This window comes from Gorillibacterium timonense, from assembly GCF_001457415.1.
In the GTDB taxonomy this organism is placed as follows: domain Bacteria; phylum Bacillota; class Bacilli; order Paenibacillales; family NBRC-103111; genus Gorillibacterium; species Gorillibacterium timonense.
Genome location: NZ_LN881724.1, coordinates 285,251 through 311,507 on the forward strand (window position 1 = coordinate 285,251; position 26,257 = coordinate 311,507).

18 protein-coding genes and 1 pseudogene are annotated in these 26,257 nt (G+C 55.8%); 11 read left to right on the forward strand and 8 right to left on the reverse strand.

All coding sequences use genetic code 11. The annotated features are described in order from the left end of the window. Positions 1 to 118 precede the first annotated feature (118 nt). Positions 119 to 2,561 (reverse strand): annotated as a pseudogene (locus tag BN2684_RS14035) (DNA topoisomerase 3). A gap of 299 nt (positions 2,562 to 2,860) precedes the next feature. On the opposite strand from BN2684_RS14035, the gene BN2684_RS14040 reads away from it, so the two are divergent. Continuing rightward, positions 2,861 to 4,063 (forward strand): polysaccharide deacetylase family protein, encoded by a 1,203-nt coding sequence (locus BN2684_RS14040; protein ID WP_058302803.1) that lies wholly within the window; start codon positions 2,861 to 2,863, stop codon positions 4,061 to 4,063. A 72-nt stretch (positions 4,064 to 4,135) separates the two neighbouring features. After that, positions 4,136 to 5,368, forward strand: a complete 1,233-nt coding sequence (locus tag BN2684_RS14045) for an ArnT family glycosyltransferase (RefSeq protein WP_058302804.1) — start codon at positions 4,136 to 4,138, stop codon at positions 5,366 to 5,368. Between the two features lie 398 nt (positions 5,369 to 5,766). Here the strand turns inward: BN2684_RS14045 and BN2684_RS14050 are convergent, their stop codons facing one another. The 5 genes from BN2684_RS14050 to BN2684_RS14070 form a co-directional block, all read right to left on the reverse strand. Continuing rightward, entirely contained in the window at positions 5,767 to 6,720 is a 954-nt protein-coding gene (locus tag BN2684_RS14050; RefSeq protein WP_058302805.1) for a copper amine oxidase N-terminal domain-containing protein, read from the reverse strand. A 357-nt stretch (positions 6,721 to 7,077) separates the two neighbouring features. After that, entirely contained in the window at positions 7,078 to 8,148 is a 1,071-nt protein-coding gene (gene rsgA / locus BN2684_RS14055; protein ID WP_058302806.1) for a ribosome small subunit-dependent GTPase A, read from the reverse strand. 23 nt (positions 8,149 to 8,171) lie between these two features. Then, the gene (locus BN2684_RS14060) at positions 8,172 to 8,600 is read right to left on the reverse strand and encodes a GNAT family N-acetyltransferase (protein WP_058302807.1); all 429 of its coding nucleotides are present in this window, start codon (positions 8,598 to 8,600) and stop codon (positions 8,172 to 8,174) included. Positions 8,601 to 9,638: 1,038 nt separating this feature from the next. Beyond that, on the reverse strand, positions 9,639 to 11,039 hold the full coding sequence (locus BN2684_RS14065) for an aspartate aminotransferase family protein (RefSeq protein ID WP_058302808.1): 1,401 nt from the start codon (positions 11,037 to 11,039) through the stop codon (positions 9,639 to 9,641). A gap of 382 nt (positions 11,040 to 11,421) precedes the next feature. After that, positions 11,422 to 12,468 carry an LCP family protein gene (locus tag BN2684_RS14070; RefSeq protein ID WP_058302809.1) on the reverse strand — a complete coding sequence of 349 codons (1,047 nt, stop codon included), beginning with the start codon at positions 12,466 to 12,468 and terminating at the stop codon, positions 11,422 to 11,424. Between the two features lie 270 nt (positions 12,469 to 12,738). Between BN2684_RS14070 and BN2684_RS14075 the strand changes: the two genes are divergently transcribed. From BN2684_RS14075 to BN2684_RS14115, 9 genes are all read left to right on the forward strand, one after another. Further along, on the forward strand, positions 12,739 to 13,083 hold the full coding sequence (locus BN2684_RS14075) for a hypothetical protein (RefSeq protein ID WP_058302810.1): 345 nt from the start codon (positions 12,739 to 12,741) through the stop codon (positions 13,081 to 13,083). 140 nt (positions 13,084 to 13,223) lie between these two features. Continuing rightward, positions 13,224 to 13,700, forward strand: coding sequence for a thioredoxin-dependent thiol peroxidase (bcp, locus tag BN2684_RS14080; RefSeq protein WP_058302811.1), 477 nt, complete (start codon positions 13,224 to 13,226; stop codon positions 13,698 to 13,700). Positions 13,701 to 13,893: 193 nt separating this feature from the next. After that, entirely contained in the window at positions 13,894 to 14,694 is an 801-nt protein-coding gene (locus BN2684_RS14085; protein ID WP_058302812.1) for a thioesterase domain-containing protein, read from the forward strand. A 90-nt stretch (positions 14,695 to 14,784) separates the two neighbouring features. Next, the gene (locus BN2684_RS14090; protein ID WP_058302813.1) at positions 14,785 to 16,326 is read left to right on the forward strand and encodes a polysaccharide deacetylase family protein; all 1,542 of its coding nucleotides are present in this window, start codon (positions 14,785 to 14,787) and stop codon (positions 16,324 to 16,326) included. Positions 16,327 to 16,427: 101 nt separating this feature from the next. After that, on the forward strand, positions 16,428 to 17,432 hold the full coding sequence (locus tag BN2684_RS14095; RefSeq protein WP_058304552.1) for an AAA family ATPase: 1,005 nt from the start codon (positions 16,428 to 16,430) through the stop codon (positions 17,430 to 17,432). Positions 17,433 to 17,443: 11 nt separating this feature from the next. Beyond that, a complete protein-coding gene (locus BN2684_RS14100; protein WP_058302814.1) occupies positions 17,444 to 18,676 on the forward strand; it encodes a DUF58 domain-containing protein in 1,233 nt (410 codons plus the stop codon). Further along, entirely contained in the window at positions 18,660 to 21,218 is a 2,559-nt protein-coding gene (locus BN2684_RS14105) for a transglutaminase TgpA family protein (protein ID WP_058302815.1), read from the forward strand. Before BN2684_RS14100 ends, BN2684_RS14105 begins: the two co-directional genes overlap by 17 nt. A gap of 100 nt (positions 21,219 to 21,318) precedes the next feature. After that, a complete protein-coding gene (gene guaA, locus BN2684_RS14110) occupies positions 21,319 to 22,857 on the forward strand; it encodes a glutamine-hydrolyzing GMP synthase (protein WP_058302816.1) in 1,539 nt (512 codons plus the stop codon). 219 nt (positions 22,858 to 23,076) lie between these two features. Then, complete coding sequence (locus BN2684_RS14115) at positions 23,077 to 23,721, forward strand: GNAT family N-acetyltransferase (RefSeq protein ID WP_058302817.1); 645 nt, start codon at positions 23,077 to 23,079, stop codon at positions 23,719 to 23,721. A gap of 127 nt (positions 23,722 to 23,848) precedes the next feature. Here BN2684_RS14115 and BN2684_RS14120 read toward each other — a convergent pair whose 3' ends face one another. Together BN2684_RS14120 and rsgA (BN2684_RS14125) are read right to left on the reverse strand one after the other, a co-directional pair. Next, positions 23,849 to 24,853, reverse strand: coding sequence for an aminoglycoside phosphotransferase family protein (locus BN2684_RS14120; protein WP_058302818.1), 1,005 nt, complete (start codon positions 24,851 to 24,853; stop codon positions 23,849 to 23,851). Beyond that, positions 24,850 to 25,923 carry a ribosome small subunit-dependent GTPase A gene (gene rsgA / locus BN2684_RS14125; RefSeq protein WP_058302819.1) on the reverse strand — a complete coding sequence of 358 codons (1,074 nt, stop codon included), beginning with the start codon at positions 25,921 to 25,923 and terminating at the stop codon, positions 24,850 to 24,852. The genes BN2684_RS14120 and rsgA (BN2684_RS14125) overlap by 4 nt, the downstream gene beginning before the upstream one ends. Positions 25,924 to 26,257: the final 334 nt, after the last annotated feature.

Here is a 26,257-nt window from a genome sequence, read left to right on the forward strand (position 1 = left end):
GTTGGGATTGAACGTTCTTCGCCCGCTCTTAGCGGGGAATGAAAACGTATGGATATGGAACCTCATCCATGGGTATGCAAGAGGGTGCAGAGACCACGGTTACTAAGCTGGTGGCGTACTAGCTGTTTCTCTCTAAGCCGAGCGAACCTTTGACGGGATCAAGAAGCACCAAGCGTGCTTCATAGGAGCTGCCGTCCGGGTCGGCGAATTTGAGCCTGCCGGTCTGTCCCTTCTCGGCCAGTTGGCGCACCATGCTGTCGGACAGCTTCTTGCCGTAGCTGTCCTTCCAGATGACGAAGCCGCAGCCTTCCTTGTAATGGCTGCAGCCATATCCCTTGCGGCCCATGAAAAGCTGTCCGCCGCAGCCGGGACGCGGACAACGGGCGACGAACGCCCGTCCTTCCGGAGCGGGCGGCTTCGCTGCCGATTGCGCCGCGCCGTGCGCCGTTCCGCCGCCAGGGACATCGGCGCTTGGCGCGCTGCTTCGTGCGGAGGCGGCTCCATCGCGGTGCCCGCCCACCGCTTGGATTGCTGCGCGTCCGGGCGGTGATTTTGTCGTCTGCGGTTGCCGCCGCCGTCCGCCCGCTGCCGCCGTCCGCAGCAGCGCTCGCTCCCGCGCGCTTTCCAGCGGCGCTTCTGCTGCCAGCGGCAGCTCGGCCGGCTCGTCCGCGTCCGCCCGGGCGGCCCGCTTCCGCTGTCTCGCCGAAGAGGGACTTGTCGGCTGCCGCCTGTCCGCTGACCTTGTCGACGATCAGCCGCGCGAACTGCTTGACCTTCTCCATGAACGCGTCACCGTCGGCTTGCCCGCGCGCGATATCATTGAGGCGGCGCTCCCAGTGGCCGGTCATTTCCGGGGAAGCGAGGAGATCGACGCCCGCTCCCCGGATCAATTCCACCGCCATGCGGCCCTTCGCCGTGATCAGAATCTTCTTGCCCTGCATGTCGATGTAGCCGACCTGCTTCAGCCGCTCGATGGTTGCCGCCCGGGTGGCAGGCGTTCCGAGCCCCGAGTCCTTCATCGCGTCTCGCAATTCTTCGTCCTCGACTTGCTTGCCTGCGCTTTCCATCGCCCGCAGCAGAGTTCCCTCTGTGTACGCCTTCGGCGGTTGCGTTTCCTTTTCCAAGGCATTCGCTTCCTCACAGCGCACGGGGGCTTCCCGGTTCAGGACGAATGGGGAGGAGGTTTCTTCTTCATCCTCCTGTTCCTGCTCCGCGTCCTTGCCCTTTGCGCCTTTCCGCGCCTTGGCTTTCGCGGTCTCCTCACCGGCATAGACCGCCTTCCAGCCCTCCGCCAGCCTTTCCTTGACGGTGGTCTTGAAGCGTTCGCCCTCTACCTCCGTCAGCACGGTATGGACCTTGTACTCCGCCGGAGGATAGAACTGGGCAATGAAGCGGCGAACGACGAGGTCATAGACCTTTTGCTCATCGGCAGAGAGGGCTCCCGGCTTCTTGCGCGTCGGAAGAATCGCGTGGTGATCCTCGACCTTGGCGGGGTTGCACACCGCTTTGTTGTTCTTGTGAACGCGCCCCGGATCGGCCCCTTGCGCCAGATCGGTATATGACGTTCCCTTCAGCATCTCGAGCGATTTGTGCATCTCCGGAATGTTCTCCTCCGTCACGTAATTGGAGTTGGTACGGGGGTAGGAGATGACTTTGTGTTTCTCGTAAAGGGCTTGAGCCACATCAAGCGTCTTTTTCGCGGAGAAGCCAAGCTTCGCGTTCGCCTCGCGCTGCAGGAGGGTAAGATCGTACAGCTTGTACGGGTATTCCTTCGTTTCCTTCACCTCATAAGAGGCGATGGCGGCGGGCTTCCCGTTCACCTTTGCGGCGAGCTCTTGCGCCTTCTGCGCATCCGTGAGGCGGTCGCCCTGCCAAAGCCCTCGGTAACGGGTATCCTGTTGCCGGAAGAAAGCCTCCACTTCGTAGAACTTGCTAGAAGCGAACGCCTCGATCTGCTTCTGCCGATCATAGATCAGAGCGAGAACCGGCGTCTGAACGCGGCCGACCGACAGAAGAACGTTATGCTTCACGGTGAATGCCCGTGAGCCGTTCATGCCGACGAGCCAGTCGGCCTCGCTGCGGGCGCGCGCCGCTCGGGTCAGATTCTCGTAGTCCGCGCCGCTCTTCAGCTCGCGGAAGCCGCGGCGAATCGTCTCGGCGGTGAGGTCGGAGATCCACAGGCGATCGACGGGCTGAATGAGCCGAAGATGCTGCTGGATGTAAGCGAAGATGAGCTGGCCTTCGCGACCGGCATCGCAAGCGTTGACGATCCGGTCGCATTGCTTGGCAAGCTCGCCGATCACTTTAAGCTGATCCTTCGTCCGATAGACGGGAATCAGCTTGAACCGCTCGGGAATGATCGGTAGATCGGCCATCTTCCACTTCTTGTATTTGTCGTCGTATTTATCGGGCTCGGCCAACGTGATGAGGTGGCCGATTGCCCAGGTAATGATGTAGGTTTCGCCTTCCAGATGCGTCCGTTTGTTCACGGCCTTCGGCTCGATGGCGGATGCGATATTTCGGCCCATGTCGGGCTTTTCGGCGATCACGAGGGTTTTCATGTACGAACCTCCCATCCGAAAGTATAGCAGATTTGAGGCAGCGGGGGATATCCCGGAATGGGAGGATCGGGGAGTAAACCAGACCGAAATAAACCAAACCGCAGGGATGAGGCACAAGTAAACCGTCAAACAAGGAGGTGAATGCAGCAACCTTTCTCCGGCGTTGAACGTCCTTTATACGGAGATTCTCAATGAGCGCATGGCCCACTGCTCTGTGCTCGATTATCGCCGTTTTCGTTCTTTACGGAAATCGGGGAATCTCGTATACTTGTCTTTTGGAATAAGGGAGGATCATGCAAGTGAAATTTCGTAAATCGCCGCTTTCATCGCTCATTGCCCTTCTCGCGGTTTCCTTGCTTCTGGGCTCATGCGGGATTACGTCCCGTTCCTATCAGTTTTCCGTGGATGGAGTCGACATTGCCAAGCCGAAGCTTGAAACCGAGCATGGCGAGCTGTATGTCCCGGCATCGTTCCTGAAGCAGACCCTTGGTCTGGATGTATCCTGGACCCCTGTCGCCAAGCAGCAGGAGCATTCCGCTGACGGCGTTTATTATTCCGACCGAGTTCTGCCGTTGATGTACCACGATATTTCACTGAAGGAGCAGCCGGGCCGTTCCTCCGTCACGACCGCCGATTTCCGGAAGCAGATGGAGCTGCTCCGAACGGAAGGGTTTCATGTCATTTCAATGGATGAATACGTCGATTTTCTCCTGAACAAGGGCAAGGTTCCCGATAACGCCGTGCTGATCACGTTTGACGACGGCTATGAAACTTTTTATACGTATGCCTATCCGATCCTCAAAGAGTTCGGTTACCCAGCGACCAACTTCCTGATCGTGTCGGGAGTGGACAATCCCAAGCTTGCCGGTTCTCCGAAGCTGAAATGGGATCAGGTCCGAAAGATGAAGCAGGATGGCATGAGCTTTTACAGCCACACGTACAATCAGCACATCACGGTTCCCGTCGACGAGAAGGGCTCGCAAAAGCCCGCTCTCATGCACGCGCAATACCTCAAGAAGGAAAAGCGGATGGAAACCCCACAGGAGTATCGCGACCGGATCACGAAGGATCTGGCAAAGGCGAATGAGCGGCTTAAGGCCGAGCTCGACAATACGCGTAACATCCTCTGCTTTCCCTACGGAAAATACAGCCTGACCACGTTGGAGGTTGCCAAGTCCCTTGGCATTGAGGTCATGTTCACCACCATGGAGGGTATCGACACCCGCTCGGACTTGATCGGCTTCCGCATGAATGGCTCGAAGGCGGGAGAGAAGCCCGAGACCTTGATCAACCGGATGAAGCAGGGGGATAAGACGCTGGAAAACCGGGAGACGAAGGGGATTCTGAATGTAAACGGCAGCGCCTTGCCGCTGTCCGGCCTGGAGCCTGAGGTGAAAGGTGATGAGCTGATGGTCCCGTTGCGGGAATTTTGCACGGTCGCCAAGGTAGGACTGGTTCATGATAAAAAGCACAAGCGGATTGAGTTGACTAAGCCGCAATGATAAAATCATCAGTAGCTTGCACGGCTCGTTCTGTGCATTCCACCATCCGTTGAAAAGGGGCTGACCGAATCCGTGGCAGCAAGTGGCAATCGTTTCAAAGCTGCAGCCAAATACCTGATTGTGATCGTTTTGGCTGTCGCATTCCTCATGCGTCTTGATTATGTGACGAAGTATAATTTTCCAGAGATCAAGAACGACCAGTACTACTACACGGTCATGGCGGCTCAAATTATCGAGGACGGCGTCTACGGCTACAAGACCGAAACGCCGAACGCCAAGGTTCCCCCGGGCTGGCCGTTGTTTCTCGTCGGGATCTTTAAAGTATTCGGCTATGCGGACATGAATCACACGCTGACGGTGATTCGGGTGTTCAACTGCTTTTTCTCGGTAGGGATGATCTATTTCATCTACTTGATCGGCGGCCGCCTGTTTAACCGTTGGGCGGGGCTCATAGCAGCTGCAATCGCAACGATCTACGGGCCTTATCTCTTTGTAACGGGCCTTATCTTGACGGAAAATCTATTCCTGCTCTTATTCTTCGCGACGATTTATTACCAGATACGGGTCATCCAGGACAATCGCGTGTCCGATCATATCATCGCGGGAGCGCTGGCGGCGGCGGCCACCTTGGTCCGTCCCAACACGATCATCATCACGGTGGTTCCTTACCTGTTCCTGTGGGCGAAGCACAAGAAGCTGTTCCTGAAGCAGATCGCGATCGGAGCGGGCGCCTTCGCCATCCTCATGCTTCCTTGGTGGATTCGCAACCTGATCACGATGGACAAGTTCATCCTGCTGTCGCAGGGCTCCGGCAACCCGTTTCTCGCCGGGACCGAGCCTTACTTCAAAAAATCGATCCCGTGGAACGACATCGATTATGATCATCAGACGGAGCTTGGGATCGAACGGATCAAGCAGGGCTTGAAGGACGACCCCAACACGTGGATTCGCTGGTTTACGACCGGGAAGACGAAGGCGATGTTCCTCCGCGGTATCTATGCTGCGCATTACTTTGTATACCTTGACTTTAAGCCTTGGGAAAATGTCCTGCGCACGCTGCACAAGTTCCTCGTCTACTGGGGAATGTCGCTGACGGCGATCATGCCGTTTATCCGCAGGCCTTACCGCTTCCTGGCCGTCCATTTCTTCCTGTTTCTCGGCGTGCAGCTGCTGTTCATTCCGGAAACCCGCTACACGCTGGGCATGATGCCCTTCCTGATGCTGACTGTCGCAGGTGTCGTTACCGATCTCGCAGGTCTCGGCTGGAAATGGTACTCTGCAAGGCGCACGGTGCGTGCGGCCTGATTAGTGGCTTTGCTAAGAGGAGAGAGGTTGTCGAAGAAGCCTTTACTTACTAGGGAGACAACTTACACAACGAATGAAAGGACCTCAATTTCCCATGGTTACTGGGAAATGAGGTCCTTTTTATGAGTCTTTCGGTTGAGGGAGATCGGAGAGGGCCAGATGATGAGCACAACTCCGCTGAAGGATCCGCTCGCAGGATTGAAGCAACTCTCCGGTTACCCGTTCGGATTCTGGCTTTATCAACTTAAACGCCATGGATATCTCACCCTAGCCAAGCCCATCCCAACGGGAATTCCGTCATCCCACTAGCTTATTGGGTAAGAAATGTTGCTTTTTGTGCAACATTTCAACCGTTCATGTCGATGTTGCAGCTGACGGATGGACCGGGACCGGTGCGCCTATTGAAGCGCTGCAAAGGAGACACGAATGCGCTCCATGGATCGGCGCATCGCCTCGTACTCGCTTGCGAGGGCCTCATCCTGCAGATTGTATTGAACATCCGATGCGGCAATCATGGCGTAGACCCGGTCTTGGGTTTCTCCGATCTGCCAGGAGGGTACGATCTCCAGGATGCTTTTACCGGATTCGTTCCAAAGCTTCTTCGGATAGATCTGGATGCGGAATACGACTCCGCCGGTTTGTTGATTGGCTTTGTCGATAAAGCCGAGGGTGACAAGTTGAGTTTCAGGGTCCACCTCTTTCTCCACGGTGAACTTATCCTTCCAGGCAGCGGCGGGCAGGGCGAGGGCGAAGCCGTACTCCTTGTTCTCGTAGAGGAGGGTGGAGGCGGGGGTTACGGACTTCCCATTCTCTGACGTTACTTGCAGGATGACGGTTTGATACCCTCTCAGATCACCGGCTGCCGTTGTTGTGAATGTCTGTGTGTCCACTCCGAAGCTGCCCTTCAAGATTGCGCTGCCGAGTTTCTTGTTCGCGGCGTTATAGAAGGTCAGACTCGCTTCCAAGCTGTTCTTGGTATTCCCGACCCCTGCGTATTGAAGCTGCCCGATGACACTAGTGTTCTTGCCTGAACGGGTCAAGATCAGGTTGCCGACCGACACGCCCGGGAAATTCGGGTCGCCGACGGTCAGAGGGCCGTTCTGGATGTAGACTCGATGGGAATCCGCCTCGTATCCCACCGTTGCTCCCAGATTCTCGGCAACGAATCGGACTGGCACATAGGTATGACCGTCCGCCTCCAGAACCTTGTAAGCTTTGTCCAGCTGCACCTCCTTGCCGTTGATAGTGAATCCTGCGGGAAACAAGCGGGCTTGAAGGGGAGAAGCGGCGAATGCAACGGTGGAGCTGGCAAGCAGCGCACCGCAGAGCAAGCCGAGCATAAACTTTTTCATGAGTCACCTCGTCAATAGGATGATGAGAAATAGACGCTGCGCAGGTGGGTAAAGTTTCCTCAACAATTGTTCCCAAGAATCTAAGAGAAGAAGCGGGATGAATGTGAGGCGGCACGGTTCAAGAAGCGGGGCAAGGACACAGGGATGAGTGGACTCAGACCATCAAGCAGGATCGTTCCCGATTGAGCGGGTTTAACCCGATGGAAGTGAAAGCGGCTCTCCATCAGGCAATTCTTATCCATGTTTAGGTGATTCAACGGGATTTCGGGCGATTCTGCGATTTTTCAAAAACACTCTTAAGTAGAAAAGGAACAGGAAGAGTCCCGGTTGGGGCTTCTCCTGTTCCTTTTTACTTGGTCAGTCGTCAGCTTGCGTGCTTCTTACATTGCTGCGAGAGGGCTGTGCGTTCTTGCGGGTGCCCTTCTCGAGGATGCGCTGCTTCTGCTGTTCCTTGCGGGCGACGAACGCCAGCTCCGCTTGCAGCTTGCGGTAGTTCTCGTAGCGCGACTCGTCCAACGTTCCGGCCTGAAGAGCGGCCCGAACGGCGCAGCCGGGCTCCTTGCGATGGGTGCAGTCGCCGAATCGGCACGCTTCCGCCAGCTCTTCGACGTCAGCGAAGGCTTCGCCAAGACCGTCCTCCGCGGCCCAGAGTTGAAGCTCCCGCATTCCGGGCGTATCGATCATCATCGCTCCACCCTCAAGCTGGATCAATTCCCGGTGGGTGGTGGTATGGCGTCCGCGGGAGTCATCCTCCCGGATGGCCTGCGTCGCCATGATGTCGCTCCCAGCCAAGTAATTGGTCAGAGAGGACTTTCCTGCCCCCGAAGAGCCGAGCAGGGTGAGGGTCTGGCCGGCTCCGAGGTAAGGAGCAAGCTGATCCATCCCCACTCCGGTCACAACACTCACCGCATGAACGGGAACGCCTGGCGCAACCCCTTCGGTCTCGGCGAGGTAGAGGGAGGGATCGGGGCACAGATCGGCTTTGCTAAGCACGATGACCGGTTGAGCTCCGCTCTCCCAAGCCGGAATGAGGTAGCGTTCCAGCCGCCGCAGATTGAAGTCATGGTTCAAAGCGGCGACGAGCAGCACCGTATCCACATTGACGGCGGCAATCTGCTCATCCGTAGTGAATCCGGCGTTTTTTCGGGAAAACTTACTGCGGCGCGGAAGAATAGCATGAATTGTGGCGCGCCCTTCTTCGTAGCGGGGGGCAAGGGCCAGCCAGTCTCCGACGGCCGGGTAATCCTGCCGCTCCGATGCGGCAAATCGGAACTTGCCTGTCACTTCGGCGAGCAGCTCGCCACGTTCGGTCTGCACCGTGTACAGCTGCTTATGCTCCGCCGTAACCCGTCCTGGTACATAGCCGAGCGCGGCGTAAGGTTCAAATGCTTCTGCCCATTTGAGGCTCCAGCCCCAAGGGATCAACAAATCTTCTTGAAAAGTGTTAATCGTTATTCCTCCCTGTATACGGTAAACATTCCGGTCATGCCCGGCGCGTGATTTTGAAATCCGAATCCTTCATAAAAAGACTCCGAGCCTTGGGCAGCGAATAATCCCGCGAAGGCAATTCCTCCCGGATGCCGCCGGTTTTTGATGTAGTCGATGAGATGCCGGGTGATCAGTCCCCCGACTCCTTGCTTTTGATGCGTGGGCAGTACAGCTACGTCCTGAATGTAGTGGTACATCGCCCCGTCGCCGACAATGCGACCCATGCCAACGATCTTATGATCGCAAGCGACAACGATGGCGTAGACCGAACTCGCAAGCGATGCCTCGGCCATTTCGGGATCGATCGGCCCCCAGCCGACCGCTTCCCATAAGGCCCGGTGCTCCTCGACTGTCGGGTAACGCTCCAGTATGATATAGGGGTTATGGGCCATAGAAACCACCCTCTCTTTAACGGATGGTTCACAGCGCACAGCCACCCGAGATTTCGATTTGACTTTCGTTTTCCAGTATAGGAGCTTGCGCACAAGGTTAAAAGAGAAAGAAAAGGTATAATCGAATGTTCGTCAAGCGAAGAGTTTGACAACTTTCTGAAAATGCTGTATAGTAACTCTTTGTATCAAACTCAATTAACCCCTTACTTGACTGTTAACCGAATCCTTTCCCCGCTACGCCGCATTATCCTTCCTTCCAGGATTTCAGAACCCACCGGTGAAACGATTCTAAAGACAGGCGCGAACAGCTTAATTCACACTGGCGCGGTCATCGGAGCCGCAAGGATGGAAGAGAGGCAGGGCTTTCATCGTTTTAAGAGAAGAATCGACATATAGGTAAGTGAGTTTGTCCGAAGCCGTCCCGATGGGGCGGCTTTTTCAATGGGCTGCGTTGGCTTCTGGAGCAGTCCCTAATAGCGTTCTTATAGGCTCTATAGGCTCGGACAAGAAGCAGAACTTGCGCTCCATTTCTAACGGCGGCTATCGCAGCTATTGACTCGATAGGTAAGGATTCAAAAATGTAACGGAGATATACGCAGCTAACGGGAGTCAATCGCCGATATTCACTCAGAAGTAAGTCAAATAACTACATCCAGTTCCGTTAGATGTGTAAAGGTACCTTTTTGAGCTAAATAGCTGCTGCTGCTTCCGTTGCTAGAAAAATCCACCTGTAAATTTCGGTGCAGCTCACTAAGGCAGAATGTAGCGTGGTTTTCGAGGAAAAAGAGAGCGGCTGCGAGCGCAAAAAAGCAGCCGCGGAGCGAAATCCGGGCTGCCATCTGAGCAAACGAGTAGATATGCGATAGGGAGGCGGGTTCTACCGATATGGAACAACCTACGGCGTCATTCAAGACTGCCACCAACACACACGATTCGGGAAAAGGGTGTTCGTGCTAGCGAGTTAGTCGGCTCGTTCCGCCATTCGGGGTTGCTTGTAAGGAAGTGGGACGCGAGAAGCGGATTGATCGTGCTAGCGAGTTAGTCGGCTCGTTCCGCCATTCGGGCGAAGGAGGCTTCCGCCGCTTCCAAGGTATAGGTGATATCAGCCTCTGTGTGGGCCGTGGTCAGGAACCAGGCTTCATACTTCGATGGGGCGAGGCAGATGCCCTTGTCCAGCATCAGCCGGAAGAAGCGAGCGAAGGCGGCGCCGTCCGTGTCCTTCGCCTCGTCGTAATTCGTGACCGGGTGATCGCAAAAATGCGTGGAGAAGGAGCCGCGAATCCGGTTCACCGTGAGCGGGATGCCGTGGCGGCGGGCCGACTCGGCAATCCCCTCGGTCAACCGGATGGCGAGCTTGTCCATCTGCGCATAGACGCCCGGCTCCGCCAATGCCTCGAGGCAGGCGATGCCGCTCGCGATGGAAGCGGGGTTGCCTGCCATCGTCCCGGCCTGATACGCCGGGCCGAGCGGGGCAACCTGCTCCATGATCTCGCGGCGCCCGCCGTAGGCGCCGATCGGCAGCCCGCCGCCGATGATCTTGCCGAGCGCGGTCAAGTCCGGCTCGATGGCGCTGAAGAAGGCGGCGCGGGCTTCTTCGGCGGATGCATCCGCGCTGCCCACTGCAGGGCCGTCTAGGCTCGCCGCACGCAGCGGCTCCGGCACGAGGCCCTCATACGTCTGCGCCGAGCCGTAGTGGAAGCGGAACGCGGTGATCACCTCGTCATAGATGACGAGGGCGCCGTGCTCCCGCGCCAGCTTGCCGAGCCCCTCGAGGAAGCCAGGCTGCGGCATGACCATGCCGAAGTTGCCGACGATGGGCTCCACCATGACGGCGGCGGTCTCCGCGCCCCAACGCTCGAGGGCGACGGCCAGCGCGTCCAGGTCGTTGAACGGCACGGTGATCACCTCTCCGGCGATGCTCTGCGGTACCCCGGCGCTGTCCGGCGTGCCAAGGGTGGACGGGCCGGAGCCGGCCGCGACGAGCACGAGATCGGAATGGCCGTGATAGCAGCCGGCGAATTTGATGATTTTGCTGCGGCCGGTGAAGGCGCGAGCTACCCGGATGACCGTCATCACCGCCTCGGTGCCGGAGTTGACAAATCGCACTTTGTCCATCGACGGGATCGCGTCCTTCAGCATCTTGGCCAGGCGGATTTCCAGCTCGGTCGGCGTACCGTAGAGAATCCCGGTCTGCGCGGCTCGGGTGATCGCCTCCGTGACATGGGGATGTGCATGACCGAGAATGATCGGCCCGTAGGCACACAGGTAGTCGATGTAGCGATTGCCGTCTTCATCCCAGAAATGGGCTCCTTGCCCGCGCTTCATGAAGACCGGTGCGCCTCCGCCGACCGCCTTGAAGGAACGGGAGGGGCTGTTCACTCCTCCGACGATATGGGTGAGGGCTTCCTGGTATAACGCTTCGGAACGGGTTCGATTCATGTATATGCCTCCTTAGGCTGGGTTTGATGGTACGGGCGTAAATGCAAATCAATTTAGAAGGGAAGGATGGAACAACGACCCGTGAACGGAGCAAGTCTTCGCAGGCGGTTTGACGCCGGAACGAAGACTTGACCAATCAAGCTATAGGTGTGGTTAGAGGGACTTGCGATGTGACTTGAAATTGCTGTTAACCGGAAAATTCACCGGAGCTATCTCATTCATACGTATACTGTCCACAATAACGGTAAGGGTTAGTTGGTTAATGAACCCTTCAGCCGCCTACTTGTGTCCGTAAGGGGCAGTAGGGGTCAGCAGTTCGACGGGAGACTTCACCTGTGCCCGTTCACTTCGCTTCATCAGTCCAGCAGAACATGTAAGCGGGCTACGCTCCAGGTGGAGTTGAACTTGGAGCAGTCGAGCCCGAAGGGGCCGTCGACGAGGATGGTTCGGGCGTTGCCAACTGCTTCTCAAGGAAATCTTGGATGAACGCACGTACGGCTTCCTCGTCTGTGCCGACGACTTGCGCACCGCCTACGCGCAGATCCTGGACGAGATCCGTCGGCGGAAGCTGCTGCCCAGTCACGGTGCCAGCCAGCACCTTGTAGCCGAGCGTTCCGAGGCGAAGCATGTCGTTGACGGACAGGTTCGTTTCGATGTAAGGATCCATCGCAGAGATAATCTTCGGAAGCTTCAAGATGTTCGTCGTGGTCTGCATCTTCTGAGCGACAGCCGTCATGAACTTGCGCTGACGCTCCGTCCGCGTAAAGTCGGAGGTGGCGTCATGGCGGAAACGAACGTATTGAAGCGCCGTTTTGCCGTCCAGATGCTGGTAGCCCTTTTTCAGATGGATGTCGAACTCATGTCCGTCCCAGGCATCCTCATAATCCATATCCTTCTCGACATCGATGTCGATCCCGCCGATTGATTCGACGAGGGACATGAAGCCTTGGAAGTCGGTGTAGACATAATATTGAATTTCAAGTCCGGTAAAATTGCTCACAGTCTCGACGGCGAGATTCGGTCCGCCGTAAGCGAGAGCGGCGTTGATCCGCTCTTTTCCATGGCCGGGGATGGCCACATAGGTATCACGGAGAATCGAGAACAGCGCCGCTTTCTTCGTGACGGGATCGATTGAAGCGATCATGATAGAGTCCGATCGGGGAATTTCGCCGTCCGTCTTGCCGCGGGAGTCTCCGCCGAGAAGCAGGATGTTCACGCGGTCTTTTCCGACCCATTCAGGCGGAACATAAGTGGAAGCCGGTTCCTGGTAGCCGAGGTTCTCGGTTTTTTTGCCGTCGAAGATGTTCGAAATCGCTCCGCCCTTGTGCAGGCCGTTTAAGGAACTGTATAAAGAATATCCATAATAACCAACCGAGATGATCACAACAAAAGACAAAGTCAGCGCGAGCCATTTCATTGCTTTGCGCATTTGCAAACTCCTTCCGGGGGCGGGCGATAGGCCCTGTTCATTGTGACGGATATCATGCTGCTTGGGATCAGATCCCCACTGAAATGCGAAAAAAGGGCAGTACCTGCTCTATTATACGGTGTTTCCGTAACGGGCTGCAATACGAAAAGTATGTCAGGCCTTGTCGAATCTCATTCGCCCGCATGCATAAACGCCAAGTTGTGCGCTCATCCTTATGGTATCGGCAGATCCTGTCAGCGTCAAAGCGATCCATAGAAAGGAGCAGGTGACATGATCGAACGGACGGAAGCCCTTACTGTGTTAGGGCTAGCCGGAGAAGCGGGGGAAGAGGAGATCGAATCGAAGTACCTTCTCCTCGCCAAACGGCACAAGAACAAGGGCGACGACGAGCCCTCCTATCCGGGCGGACCGATCTTTTCCAAAGTGACAGAGGCTTATCATGCCTTGACCGGGTACCGCAAGCTTGAGGTGGAGGTATATGAAGACCTGTCCCGGAGGGAAAAGCTGAATTACGTCTTTGAGCATTACGGTCCGGAGATCGGATTTAGCGTTTGTTTGGTTGTCTTGTTCCTGCTTGTGGGTTACGGCATTTTCTGGTTGGCATCCAGCTTCTGATGCTTGGGGGGATACGGGAAACAGCCGCTCGATCGCGGATTGCGGTTCCGCTTCGGGGCGGCTTCTTTTTATGAAAAGGCGAAGTCTGTTACAATGAAAGCAAAAAGCTGTTGTTGACGGCGGTAAGGCGGGATGGACGAATGGCGATTGAAGTGGGACAAGCAGCACCGGATTTCGAGCTTCCCTCAGCGAGCGGACAGACGGTACGACTGAGCGATTTTCGCGGACAAAAGGTGATCTTATATTTTTATCCGAAAGACATGACGCCGACCTGCACGACGGAGGCTTGCGATTTCCGCGACCGGCATAAGGAATTTGCCGATCTCCAGGCGGTGATTGTCGGGGTGAGCGCAGACCCGGCGAAATCTCATGCCCGCTTTGTAGAGAAGTACGGGCTGCCCTTCGTGCTTCTTTCGGATGAAGAGCATCAGGCTGCGGAAGCCTATGAGGTTTGGAAGCTCAAGAAAAACTACGGCCGCGAATACATGGGAATCGAACGCTCCACGTTCCTGATCGGAGAGGATGGCACGCTTCTTCGGGAATGGCGCAAGGTGAAGGTGGCCGGTCACGTGGAGGCTGCGCTTGAGGCATTGAAGGCAGAGGTGCCAGCCCGGTAAGGACAGGGTAGACCAAAAGCTTGTCTTCAAACCTCTAGTATGGCGAAATAACCAACCGGTTTCTTCGCGAAAGGCTTGGAAGAGAGAGACCGCAACAGGCCGGTTTACTCGCTTGCGAGCTTTTTTCTATTGAATTCTGTCCGTGCGGGTACCGCTTGTTTGAGGAGCCTAATTCGAGGTTGAAGAATAATGTATGGGGAGAAGCGGAGCGGAGGTGCGAACGAATATGAACGGAGCCGATCAGGCATTGGAGTATCAACCGGCTGCGGAGCCGGTTAAGTCGGTGTATTTTCTGTCGGGGATCGGAACTTGGCGGTCGGGGAATCTGTTCGGTCCGGCGATGGCCGACATCGTTCGCCGCTATGCAGCGGTTGGAATCACTCCGGTCCATGTCCGCGATATCTATCCCTACGGATGGATGGACGATGTGCCGATGAAGCGATTCTACCGCTTCCTGGCTCGCCAGGCGCTTCGCGTCAGCCGCGATATGTACGTCAAGTATTACCGCAATGCGGGCGGATACCGGGCCTTTCGGGAAATCCGCAAGGATTACGACCGCTGCGGGGGAGGAAGCCTCGTCCTCATCGGACACAGCGGCGGAGGGGTCGCCGCCTACAAGACCGCGAAGCTTTTGGAGGATCGGGGCTATACCGTTGAACAGGTGATCCTTGTCGGAGCGCCGGTGCATAGCATCGCTTCGGATTGGCAGGGGAAGGTGAAGAGCCTGCGCAAAGCGGGCCGCATCGGCGATTACGTCACGTGGTGGGGAAGACCGTGCATCGGAGCGCCGCGCAAGTCGGAGCCCGTTGTCATCCGGGGAGGCCACACCGATTACTTCCGCACGGATTTGCTGGATGAGGAAGGCCGTTCCAACATGAGTCTGGTGATGGATAAGGTTTGGAGCTGGTTACAGCCGAAGGAGAGCAGAGCGCCGCTGCTTCGTGACAAAAAGACGGTGAGGATGATCTCGCAGCATTACCCGCAGAATCCATGAGGAATAACCGCCGTTTCTCTCCCATATACTCTATCAATCGTGAATTGATAGCACTTGTTTTCGAGTGCGGGGATAACGGAGGGAAATCGCATGAACGGAGCCAATTCGAAACAATCCTGGCTTACGAAGATGACGGCTGCTGTTATGGCCGTCTTCTTGCTGCTGGGAGACGCCGGAGCCGCAGTGGCCTCGGCCGAAGCGCAAGCCTCAGGGGATTCGTCCCTGACTACGGAACTCTATCAAACTCTTAGCTCCGGAAAGCTGATTCCAGCGGCCTCTACTCCTGATGGGGCTGCCGATAGATCCAGCGAGAAGGTGGTTTATTTGACCTTCGATGACGGGCCGAGCAAGCTGACGCCGGAAGTGCTCGATATTTTGCGGGCGGAGGAAGTCAAGGCAACGTTCTTCGAATTGGGCGAGCTCGCTGAGCTGCGGCCGCAGATCGTCAAACGGGTCGTGGAGGAAGGGCATGCGCTGGGCAATCACAGCTACAATCATGTCTACAAAGAGCTGTACGGCTCTTATGAGGCATTTTGGGGACAGGTCTCGAAGACGGAGGATATCCTCTTCAAAATCACCGGCATTCGGACATCCTTGCTTCGTCCCCCGGGCGGCTCTTATACGAACTTCGATTCCTTTTACTTTTATTTGCTCGAACAGGCGGGGTATCGGGTGTTCGACTGGAATGTAGACAGCACCGATGCGTCCCGCCGCGGGGTACCCGCGGAATCCATCGAGAATGCAGTTCTGAAAGCGCCGTTGAAAAATCAAATGGTCGTGCTGATGCATGACGGAGCGGGGCATGAGGAGACGGTGAAGGCGCTGCCCGCGATCATCCGCCACTTCAAAGAGAACGGCTACCGGTTTGAAAAGCTGGACTCGGATGTGTCACCCGTCCAGTTTCGGCTCGGCAAGGCGAAGTGGAAGCGGTCGATGGGAAAGGAGACCTTCGCCAAGCTGCTGGAGGCTTCGCGAACCCATGCTTCTCTCTATGGGAAGCCAAGTCGGTTGCTAGCGGACGGAGCGCAAGCGGATTCCATAAAAGCAGGCGGCAAGAGCGCGATCAGGACGTCTGGAGGCTCTGCAGCTAGCAAGGGGACAGGCGGAATAGCGGGAAGCACAGGATCTAGCGGTGCGGCTGGAGACCCGTTCCATTTGAAACAACCGGATGGCTTATCGCCGCCCGTTGGAGGGAAGGAGCCGCTTTCTGTGGAGAAGGGGAAGCTGATCGTGCGTCTAAACGGGACCGTATGGACCCTTTCGGAAAAGGAATATGAACTGACCGCCGGACGATTCATGATTTCCGTGCCTGCGTTGGCTTCCCAGCTGGGGGCTTGGTACAAGGAGGAGCCCTATTCAAAGCCTGCCGTTCTGCAATATGGACTGTCTCGCCTCATCCTGCGAGGTTCGGATCATTCGGTCATCGCCGCTGCCCCGGGCCGGAAGGAGACGATCGCTCCGCTGCTCTTGCTTCCGAATGGGCCAAGTGGAGAGCAGCGAATTGCTCTTCGTACAGCGATTGAATTGCTCGGTGGTCGTATAACGGGATTCGCTGTCAGCGGAACGGGGGGCGTCGTCGAAGCGGAATGTTCGCCGCGCTTGTTGTATTTGTCCGGGCTGCAGGATCGATGAGGCCGACTCTACCGAAGCTCTATACTCTTTTTGCCGAACGGGTGTAAATTGCTAGAGGGATGGGAAAAATGGAAGCTATCACGAATGTGGAGGCTTTCCTTATGTCCATCTTACCGAACAATCGAACAACTTCACTCCGGGAGTGGGATCAGCCGGAGATCCTTACAAACAATCTTATTCGCAGCGTAGAACGGGTGGTCGTCGGCAAGCGCGGGGCGATCGAGCTTTGTGTCGTCTCGATTTTGGCTCGCGGTCACGTCCTCATCGAAGACGTCCCCGGAACCGGCAAGACGCTGCTCGTCAAAGCCCTGGCCCGCTCTCTCGATTGCAGCTTTAAACGAATCCAATTCACGCCGGATCTGCTTCCTTCCGATGTGACAGGAGCGTCTGTTTACCATCCGGTTCTTCATAGCTTCGAATTCCGTCAAGGACCGCTGTTCGCGAATCTGGTGCTGGCGGATGAATTGAATCGCACTCCGGCGAAGACGCAAGCCGCTATGCTGGAGGCGATGGAAGAGAAGCAGATCACGGCGGACGGAGAGCGGCATACCCTCCCGGAGCCCTTCATCCTTCTCGCCACTCAAAACCCCGTTGAGGCAGAAGGAACTTTCTCACTGCCCGAGGCACAGCTTGATCGCTTCATGCTGAGGGTCCGGCTTGGCTACCCGGAGCTGCAGGAGGAGACGGTTATTCTCAGCCGACGGGCAGCGCAAACCCCTCTTGAAAGCCTGCGTCCGGTTCTCATGCGAGAGGAGCTTCTAGCCTTGCAGGTCAAAGTCGATGAAATCTATGTCGACGAAACGCTCTGCGAATACATCGCAAGGCTCGCGGCGTATACCCGGGCACACCGGGATGCGGCGCTCGGAGCGAGTCCGCGGGCATCCGTCGCACTGATGCGGGCGGCTCAGGCCAAAGCCTTCATGGCAGGAAGGCCGTATGTAATCCCAGATGATATCAAAGAGCTTGCCGTGCCCGCCTTTGCTCATCGAATTCTGCTCACGTCCGCGGCACGCTATGCCGGCCGATCTGCAGAGGAGCTTGTGAACGAAACCTTGGAGAGGACTGCCGTTCCAGGCATTCCGATGGGACGGGGGGCACGTTCGTGAGGGAGGGGGTTATGGAACGCTATCGGCTGTTCGCGGCGTATGCGCTCTTTTGGATGGCTGCTGTTGGTATCGGAGTGGTTCGCGGTGGCTTCGTTCCTTGGTTCTTGGCAGGCAGCTTGGGAGTTCTACTGCTCTATGCGCTTCTCATGCCCGCTCTTTGCCTGAAAGGGGCCTGCGGAGGAATGAGGGTTTCGGCGGAACGGATCGTGGCGGGAGAGGACGTCCAGGTGAAGCTGAATCTTCGGCTTGCGGGCTGGCTCCCCGTGCCTTGGCTCCGTGTGACCGGAGTATGGAAGGATGCTGCCGGGAATCCGAAATACCGCTCTTCTCGGCTGCTTTACCCGGGAAAGAGGCGATCGGTGGGCTGCCGCTATGTCATTCGTGACACCGAACGGGGACTGTATCGCCACGAGGGGATCGAATTATCGACGGGGGATTTGTTCGGACTGCTTATCGTGACGAAGCGGCTTCCGCTGGATGCTGAGCTTGCCGTGCTGCCCATCCCGCTCTCGCCTCCTCGGATGAGCGATTGGAAGGGCTCCGGAGGAGCCGCCGGCGATTCTCGCCCGGGTGTTATCGGGTCTGAGCCATCCCAGAGCATTCGCGATCATCAATCCGGCGACCCGCTTCGATCCATTCATTGGCTTGCCACGGCCCGGACCGGGTCGCTTAAAACGGTGGACTCGGAGACTCGGCAGCCGGACCGCGTCTTTGTCCTGCTTGCGGATCGGAACAGGGAGTTGTTTGAGACGGAGATTGAAGCGGCGGCAGGTTTGCTTGTTCAAGCTGCCGCACAAGGCGCGCAGCTAGGCTTCGCTTGCGTGGGGGAGAGCGGGGAAGCTTCGGCTGCAAGAGGATGTGCGACAGCATCCGGGTACCGCAGGAACGGGTTGGAGGAGCTGCTGCTCATTTTGGCAGCTTTGGCGAAGCCTGCTGAAGATGCTGCGAGACATGAAGCTCCGGAAGCGTTTATCTGCAAGCAAGCGAATGAGCTTCCTGCAGCGTGCAGCGTTTATGTCATAAGCGCAAATCCCGACGACCGACTCGCTGCAGGCTGTGAACGCTTGGCTGCGAGATCGCGCAGGGTAGTCTTCGTTCACGTTCAAAAAGCGGATCGGGATGCGGAAGCGCCGAATAGAGACGATTCTCGACCGGAGGCAAGATTCGTCAGCTCCGGCTGCTCTTATTGCACCGTGTACGATTCGGGAGCAAAAGGGGGAGCCCTACATGGCACTATCGCTTAAGATGAATAACGAGCCGAATCTCGAGCGCACGCTCCTGTCCCCTCCGGCTCCTGAGACTTCAAGCGAAGGAAGAATCGGAACCGGCGCAAGGCTGCTCTATGCCGGTTTCGTGTTTGCGCTTCTGCGTGAATGCCTCCAGGCTGTTCTGCAGTTGACCGCTATGGACGAAGTATTCAATAGCGGCTTGTTCTACGCCGCATTGGCTTTCGGTCTTCTGGTAACCGCGTTACCGCTCCCTCGGCTTCTGAAACCGGCTGCCGTGACCGCTGTTTGCTTGTGGACGATCGGGCGGCTGTTCTATCGCGGCATCTTCCCGGGCTTCGGTCCAGCGTCGGGCTTTTTTCGGGGGGTTGCCGAAGATGTTTTGCTCGCCGGAGGCGGTGCTTGGGATGCCGTAAGTTTGGAAAGCCGGACATTCGCCTTTCTGCTCGGCTGGATGGCTCTCGCCGCCGTGCTGCTTTGGCTCGTCGAATATTGCCGGCCGCTGTGGTTGAGTGGCGCTGTGCTTAGCGGGCTTGTGCTAGCGGAGCTTGCTGCGGGCTTGGATACGTCGCACGGTCTTGTTCGGACCGCCGCCATCGGCCTAACCTTCGCAGGACTGCAAAATTTCGTCTCGCTGAGGATGCATTCACGGGAGGCCAGCGGTATGGCGAATGCGGCGCCGGAGAAGCCGATCCTTGCGGCGTGGCTGCCCGCAGGTATCCTCCTCATCGGCCTCTCATTGGCTGGCGGACTGGCTGCTGGTGCGGACAAGCCGACGAGTCAGGCGCCGCTTGATTGGGGCTGGCTGGCCTCATCCATCACCAGCCGATTCGAAATGCCGCCAGCAGATGGAAATCACGCAGCCATAGCTAGCGGCAAGGTCGGCTACAGCCGGGAAGCCAGTCGGCTTGGCGGCCCCCTAGAGCCGGATTCGTCCATTGCGTTCACGGCGCGTGTTTCGAAGCCGACCTATTGGCGTGGAACAGTCAAAGGCGTGTACACGGGCACGGGCTGGGAGTCGCTGCCGAATGGCGGGAACGGGGATGAGGATTTGATTTCGCCCCGGATAGAGACTGTCGGGAACCGAGAGAGGGCGTATTTTACGGGTAATCTTGCGGATCGGGCAAACGGGAACGGGGAGGCTTCATCTGTTAGCCCTAATGCTGACTTGCTGGTCCAAGAAGTACGGCGGGTCGGCTTACAGAGCGACAGTCTGCTTATCGGAGGCGAACTGGTTGCGTTGGACTCTGCTCTCAGCGCGAATGGAGATGGTTACCCGCTGGAGCGTATAAGGCTCTCATCCGACACCGGCGAAGCGATGGTGAACGGAGGCGAAGCTCCCGCAAGCTATCGGGCGGTAACCCGAGCCGCCGTGCAGGACCGCCTGTTGCTTCGCAGCAGTGAAGGAGAATACCCGCAAAGCATTGCGGATGCTTATTTGCAGCTTCCGGACGAGCTTCCTCTGCGGGTACGTGAACTGGCTGCCCAGGTTACTTCTTCGGCCGTAACCCCCTATGACAAGGCGCTCGCAATTGAACAGTATCTGAAGAGCCATTATACCTACAGCCTGCAAGCCGAAGCTCCGAAGACGGGGACTGATTTTGTCGATCACTTCCTGTTTGAGAATCCGGTCGGCTATTGCGATTACTTCTCCACGGCAATGGCCGTGCTGCTCCGTGCAGCAGGTATACCCGCCCGGTATGTGAAGGGCTTTTCTCCCGGCGAGTGGACAACGACGGATGGAGGGACGGGAAGCGCGGCAAGTCCGGCGGTTGCAGCCGGCTCAACGGAAAGCGCGGCAGACACGAAGGTTGCGACTAGCAGCGAGCCGTCTTCCACCTACAACGTCATCGTCCGCAACAGCGACGCCCATTCTTGGGTGGAAGTGTACTTTGCCGGAATCGGCTGGGCTGTTTTTGACCCGACACCGCCTTCCCCCGTTCCCGGAGGCGGGACATCCGAACCATCAGCAAGCGGGAGATTTAGCCTCACAGGCATCGAATCCCTCGATGACTGGCTTGGCCCCTGGCTGAACAAGGGGAAGGAGCGTCTGGATGCCTTCTTTATCTCGGCGTATCTGGATATCTGGCAGCCGGTCAAGGCTTGGCTGGACCGCCATCCGCGAGAGCGATGGTTCTATCCGGGCGCGGCGCTATTGCTGCTCTCGCTTGCTGTCGTTGTCTCCGTACGGTATACCCGTCGGCATAGGAGGCAACTCCTCTCGAAGCGCCAGGATGCTCCCTTTGAACGCCACTTGATTTCGGCCGCCGCCGAGAAAGAGCTGGCCCGTGCCTGGAAGCGAGCCTATCGATTGTATGGGCCAAGGTCCGCATCCCAAACGGTGCGGGAATATGTAGCCTCACTAAGCCCGCTGCCTATCGAAGACGAGCAGACGCTGCAGGACTTGATCCGCCTCTCCGAGCGAGAGTGCTACGCCCGGAAGCCGGGAAATCGGACAGCCGCTCACGAATCCGGCAAGCTTAAGCGCCGAATGGGAAGAAGTCGGGTAGCCTTTTCCAAAAGACGGAAGCCTCGTGGAGAAGTTTCCGCTTCGGAGTAGAGGAATCCCCTGCCTGGAAACGAACCCCTTTCCTTGACGCGGTCAATTCATGTCAACTATAATAGTCACAATTTGAAACTGCAGAAAGCGGGGCCCAACCTTGAGTAAACCGAATGAAATCGTCGTCGTGCTGGATTTTGGCGGTCAGTACAATCAATTGATCGCTCGTCGGATCCGTGATCTTGGCGTGTATAGCGAACTGCTTCCGTTCAACACCCCCATCGAAAAGATTCGCGAGCTCGCTCCGAAGGGAATCGTCTTCTCCGGCGGTCCTTCCAGCGTATACGAAGAAAATGCGCCGAAGGTGGATCCGGCGGTCTACGAGCTTGGCCTGCCGATTCTTGGCATTTGCTACGGCATGCAGCTGATGGCTGAGCAATTGAGCGGCAAGGTCAGCCCCGCTGAGAAACGGGAGTATGGTAAGGCCATGGTGGACTTCGCGGACGTTTGCCGCCTGACGGAAGGCTTGGACAAGCAGCAGCAATGCTGGATGAGTCACGGCGACAAGGTCACGCTGCTACCGGAAGGCTTCTCCGTCACGGCAAGCACCGAACACGCCCCGATCGCCGGGATGGCCAACACGGACAAAAATTTCTTCGCCGTGCAATTCCACCCGGAGGTTCGCCACTCGGTTTACGGAAACGAGCTGATCCACAACTTCCTGTACCGCATCTGCGGCTGTACCGGCGACTGGAACATGGGGACCTTCATTGAGGATGCCGTGCGCGAAATCCGCAATCAGGTCGGAGACCGCAAGGTGCTCTGCGCATTGAGCGGCGGTGTGGATTCATCCGTCGTGGCGCGCCTGATCCACAAGGCAATCGGCGATCAGCTGACGTGTATGTTCATCGATCACGGTCTGCTGCGCAAGGGCGAGGCAGACGGGGTGATGGAGACCTTCGTCGGCAAATTCGACATGCACGTGGTGAAGGTCGACGCGCAAGAACGCTTCCTGGGCAAGCTTGCGGGCGTGAGCGATCCGGAGCAGAAGCGCAAGATCATCGGCAACGAATTCATCTATTCATTCGACGAGGAGTCGGCCAAGCTGGGCAACTTCGATTTCCTCGCTCAAGGGACCCTTTACACCGACATCGTCGAGAGTGGAACCGCAACGGCTCAAACGATCAAGTCGCACCATAATGTCGGCGGCTTGCCGGAAGACATTCGGTTTGAGCTGATCGAGCCGCTCAAGACGCTGTTTAAGGACGAAGTCCGCAAGGTCGGCTCCGAGCTGGGCTTGCCGGATGCCATCGTATGGCGTCAACCGTTCCCAGGCCCAGGCCTCGCGATCCGCGTGCTTGGCGAAGTGACGGAGGACAAGCTGGAGATCGTTCGCGAATCGGACGCTATCTTGCGCGAAGAGATCGCCAAGGCTGGACTCGAACGCGAAATCTGGCAGTACTTCACCGCCCTGCCGGGCATGAAGAGTGTTGGCGTCATGGGAGATGCCCGTACCTACTCCTACACCGTCGGCATCCGCGCTGTAACCTCCATTGACGGCATGACCGCCGACTGGGCGCGTATTCCCTGGGACGTGCTGGAGAAGATTTCGGTCCGCATCGTCAACGAAGTGGAGAACGTCAATCGCGTGGTGTATGACATCACATCCAAGCCGCCCGCTACGATCGAGTGGGAATAGATTGCATCAATCCAGTACAAAAAAATACTCCCTTTTATCTGCGTTGTTTGCAAATAGAAGGGAGTATTTTTATGACCAAATTCAAAGAACGTCAGCCTCAAAGATGAAAAGAATACCTCCAGTGATATATGGTACAATATCACCGAATAGGAATATATTTAACAGATAACCAAAATTATTAACACAAAAATTAGTCTTAGGAATATTGTGGGGGTTTACATGAGACAAATAGTTAAGATTAGGAATGAAGAAGAAACAGATTATGAGAAAGTAGAAGAAATCACAAGGATCGCCTTTTGGAATCTATATATTCCGGGGTGTATCGAACACTATTTAGTTCATGTTATGCGATCCCACAAAGACTTTCTGCCTGAGTTGGCTCTGGTCCTTGAAGTGGATAATCAGATCATCGGGAATATCATGTATACAAAGACAAAACTAGTGGATGAGTCTGGGGAAGAAAAAAGCATCCTTACGTTCGGTCCGGTTTGCATTTTGCCAGAATATCAGAGAAAGGGGTATGGAAAAAAACTATTGGAGTATTCCTTTGAACAGGCGGCCTTACTTGGTTATGACGTGATTGTCATATTCGGAAATCCGAATAATTATGTAAGCCGCGGCTTTAAGAGTTGTAAAAAATACAATGTTTGTCATGAAAATGGGATATATCCGGCGGCAATGATGGTAAAGGAACTCAAACCAGATGTCTTGGACGGAAGAAAATGGGTGTACTATCAAAGTCCTGCATTTGAAATAGACGAACAAGAAGCCGAGCGCTTTGACGTGGGTTTAGAAATCCTGGAGAAAAAATACCAGCCAAGTCATGAAGAATTTTATATTCACAGCCACTCTATTATTCAGTGAGTTTCCTTTAGGGGTATAAGGATTAGCGATGACTTTCGATTTGTTAAGCGGGCCGACTCCACATGTGCGGAATAATGAAAAGAACTCCGAAATCCCGCCAACGTTTCAGGGATTTCGGAGTTCTTTTTTACTTATTCTTCATTTCATAGACTTGTTGGAGAGTTCGGAGGGCATTCTTCTTCTCGACCTCGTCCTCTACGTGGAGATACGACTCCACAAGACGATACCCGAAGACAATCAGGATCATTTCATAGACGCAATGCTCTTCGACCGGAGGGACATCCGCATATTCCGAAAATCCCTTGTAATACGCAGGAACACAGCGATGGTAGTAGTCGACCATGAGATCGACACCCGTTTCATCCGCAATCAGGCTTGCGAGATCTTCACCCAGGTAGCCCCATCCGCTGGTATCCCAGTCGAGGACAACGATTTTTCCGCCCGTATGGATCAGGTTGGCCACCCAGAAGTCCCGATGGCAGAGCACGAGGGGCAATTGTTCAATGCGGGAGAAGATCTCGTCTGAGTTCTCATCGATGGCAATGAGCATGTCCCGCAAGTGCTTCGGGATTTCACAATCCTCCGAGCGAATGTAGTTGTAGACGAGAGGCCAGGACCGGTAATGCAGATACGTCTTTTTCATGAGATCCGCATGGCTCAGGTTGGTCAGGCTCTGCAGTACGGTTGGCTGCTCGGCAAACAGCTTGCCTTGATATCGTCCTAATTCCAGCGCGGCTTGTTCATACATGTCACCGGTCAAGTCTAAACCGGATACGCCATCTACGTATTCCAGCCACAGCTGGAATTCCGTTTCATCTTCGTTCATTTCAGCGTGATAACAGGTCGGCCAGCGGAGATCATCCGAGAACGTGGACTCTAAATCAGATACATAGAGATCATATTCCCGACGCCACGATCCCGGATCAGCGTAGCGTTCCCATTTTTGCTGGACTTTTAGAACGATACGGTAAGGCAATGGTTTCCGATCAGCCGTTTCGGCTATCCCCGTTACCAGGAATACACTTCCTACAGTCCCGCCATGTAGCGGCACGGTTTGGTAATCAGCAGAGACAATACTCGTTTTGAACAGGTGGCTTAACGCAGAGATCAGTGCTTCTATTTTGATAGTCATTTTTTCCATCCTCCGTTTTTCTTCGTTTGTTTGCTCTTCATGGCAATCGATTTGGTTCGAGCTCTCTTTTCGATAAGATAGCTCGTTTTGTTTTGGACAAACTTGTTCTCCCCCTGCTGGACAACATAATGCTCCCAACGTTCACGAGGTAACGAACCATTGGCAAGAGCAGCGAGAACGGCACAGCCCGGCTCGGCTTGATGGCGGCAATCGCTAAATCTGCATTGCGCAAACCACTCCTCCACATCGGCAAAGCCTGCACGGATGCCTTCGTCTGCATCGAACAGTCCAAGCTCTCGCATACCTGGCGTATCCATAACCATCGCCCCGGAGGGAAGCATGAACAGCTGGCGATGTGTTGTCGTATGCCTCCCCCTGCTGTCATCCTCTCGGATCCCCTTAACCGTCATGACATCCTGTTCCATCAACGCATTGAGCAGAGACGATTTTCCGACACCAGACATGCCGAGAAAGACGACCGTCTTCCCTGGCATCAAGTAAGCATCGAGTTCGCTTAACCCCAGGCCTGTGTGACTGCATACGGCGTGAACTGGCACATCTGGTGTGCTCTGTTTGACCTCGGCGAGCGGGATATTGAAATCTTCTACGAGATCCACCTTGGTCAGAATGATGACCGGCTGGCCGCCGCTCTGCCGGGCCTGTGTCAGATAACGCATGATGCGGTTGATCTTGAAATCCCCATTCAGAGAGGAAACGATAAACACATAGTCGAAGTTGGTCGCGACGACCTGTTCCAAAATGGTTTTGGCATAGCCCGTGGCATGGCCTGCGTAATCAGCTCGTGAAAACTTGGAGCGGCGGGGCAATACCGTGACGATAAGCGAATCCCCGCTTTCATTGAAGCGCAGCAAGACAAAATCACCGACGCACGGAAAGTCTTCTCGCGTTTCCGCACTGTGATAGAACGCGCCTTTGAGCACAGCGGTTACCTCGCCCCGCTCGGAGATGACCGTGAACCGATCTCGCTGAAGTTCGGTAACTCTCCCGGGCCATAACCCGTCAGGGATTGCTTTTATTTCTTTGTAGCCATAGGTTTTCAAATCGATCATGCTTTTGGTTAGCTCCTCATCCTGTTGTTTTTTTGGACGCAAAAATGCCGCGGACAAGCAGCCTCTAAAGAAGCTGCTGTCGCGCGGCATTTGGACACAAATCGATACGACCTTCATCGTATCCCGCAAACAGCAATATTCACGAAAGGTTACTTTGGCTGGCACACCAAATAAAACGGGCGTTTCCCCCGCTTTTTCCGAGTATGCCTGTTATTCGGTTTTAGGACAAAACCACCCGATAAGTCATTGCCATAATAAAACATCCCCTTTCGTGTTAAGGAACTTGGTAAGCTATTATAGGTTACCTTACTTTAGGAAATTAATCCATATTCGT